Annotated in this window: 1 protein-coding gene and 1 pseudogene; both read right to left on the bottom strand. The window is 65.7% G+C overall.

Annotation, left to right across the window (positions count from 1 at the left end; genetic code table 11):
• Positions 1-1,073: alpha-amylase family glycosyl hydrolase (locus ACWD5Q_RS35370; RefSeq protein WP_451431166.1), on the bottom strand; the 1,073-nt coding region annotated here is incomplete at its 3' end.
• Positions 1,070-2,101 (bottom strand): annotated as a pseudogene (locus tag ACWD5Q_RS35365) (alpha-1,4-glucan--maltose-1-phosphate maltosyltransferase); the annotation flags it as partial. The pseudogene ACWD5Q_RS35365 and the gene ACWD5Q_RS35370, both read right to left, overlap by 4 nt.

The following is a 2,101-nucleotide window of genomic DNA, read 5'->3' as shown; positions in this document are numbered from 1 at the left end:
TTGGCCCGCATCCGCGGATCCTTGGCGTACTCCGCCCACATGTAGTCGCGTTCCTCGTCGGTGACCATCTCCAGGGTCAGCTCGTCATGGTTGCGCAGGAAGATCCCCCACTGGCAGTTGGCGGGGATCGCGGGGGTCTTGGCCAGGATCTCGGAGACCGGATGACGCGACTCCCGGCGCACCGCCATGAAGATGCGCGGCATGACCGGGAAGTGGAAGGCCATGTGGCACTCGTCGCCGCCGCTGGGGAAGTCGCCGAAGTAGTCGACGACGTCCTCGGGCCACTGGTTGGCCTCCGCGAGGAGCACCGTGTCCGGGTAGTGCGCGTCGATCTCCTTGCGGACCCGTTTGAGGAACTCGTGGGTGGCGGGGAGGTTCTCGCAGGTGGTTCCCTCCTGCTGGTAGAGGTAGGGCACCGCGTCGAGACGGAAGCCGTCGATGCCCAGGTCCAGCCAGAACCGCAGCGCGGAGATCATCTCCTCCTGCACGGCCGGGTTCTCGTAGTTCAGATCCGGCTGGTGGGAGAAGAACCGGTGCCAGAAGTACTGCCCCCGGACCGGATCGAAGGTCCAGTTGGAGGCCTCGGTGTCGACGAAGATGATCCGTGCGTCGGGGTATCGCCTGTCGTCGTCGGCCCACACGTAGTAGTCGCCGTAGGGGCCCTCGGGATGCGCGCGGGAGGCCTTGAACCACGGATGCTGGTCGCTGGTGTGGTTCATCACGAAGTCGATGATCACCCGCATGCCCCGCTGGTGGGTCGCGTCGACGAACTCCACGAAGTCCGCCAGATCCCCGAACTCCGGCAGGACCGCGGTGTAGTCGCTGACGTCGTAGCCGCCGTCGCGCAGCGGGGAGGTGAAGAACGGCGGCAGCCACAGACAGTCGACACCCAGCCACTGCAGATAGTCCAGCTTCGCGGTCAGGCCCTTCAGGTCCCCCACACCGTCACCGTTGCTGTCCTGGAAGGAGCGCACCAGAACCTCGTAGAAGACGGCACGCCTGAACCACTGCGGATCACGGTCGGCGGCGGGGGTGTCCTCGAACATGTCCGGGACGGGCTCGTTGACGATCATCGTGTGGGTGACCCTCCGGTGGGCGGTGAGGACGGTCGCAGGACGGTCAGTACGTGCGCGGGATGCTCACCCGGCGTCAGACGCACATAGTTGGCCCTGCCCCAGTGGTAGGTGACACCGGTGAGCTCATCACGCACCGGCACCGACTCGTGCCAGTCAAGGCCGAGCCGCGGCATGTCCAACGAGACCGTCGCCTCCTGGGTGTGGTGCGGATCCAGGTTCACGACCACCACCACCGTGTTCGCACCCGAACGCTTGGAGTAGACGATCACCTCGTCCTTGTCCGCCTCATGGAAATGCAGATCACGCAACTGCCGCAGCGCCGGACTGGCCCGCCTGATCGCGTTCAGCCGCGTGATCAGCGGGGCGATCGTGTCTCCCGCACGCTCGGCCGCCGCCCAGTCACGGGGCCGCAACTGGTACTTCTCCGAGTCCAGATACTCCTCACCGCCCTTGCGCAACGGCACGTTCTCACACAGCTCATACCCCGAGTACATGCCCCACGCCGGCGACAGCGTCGCCGCCAGCACCGCCCGCACCTCGAACGCCGGCCGCCCCCCGTCCTGCAGATACCCCGACAGAATGTCCGGCGTGTTCACGAAGAAGTTCGGCCGCATGAAAGCCGCCGTCTCCCCCGCCACCTCCCCCAGATACTCCGTCAGCTCCCGCTTCGTGTTCCGCCACGTGAAATACGTGTACGACTGCTGGAACCCCACCGCCGCCAGCGTCCGCATCATCGCCGGCCGCGTGAACGCCTCCGCCAGGAAGATCACATCCGGATCGAACCGGTTGACCTCCCCGATCACCCGCTCCCAGAACACCACCGGCTTGGTATGCGGATTGTCCACCCGGAAGATCCGCACCCCCAGCCCCATCCAGAACCGAAGGACCCGCAGCGTCTCCGCCACCAGACCCTCCATGTCCCCATCGAAGAACACCGGATAAATGTCCTGGTACTTCTTCGGCGGGTTCTCCGCATACGCGACCGACCCGTCCACCCGCCGCCGAAACCACTCCGGATGCTTCTC

It is taken from the genome of Streptomyces sp. NPDC002513 (genome assembly GCF_053595355.1).
This window is presented reverse-complemented; position numbering and strand designations above follow the sequence as displayed.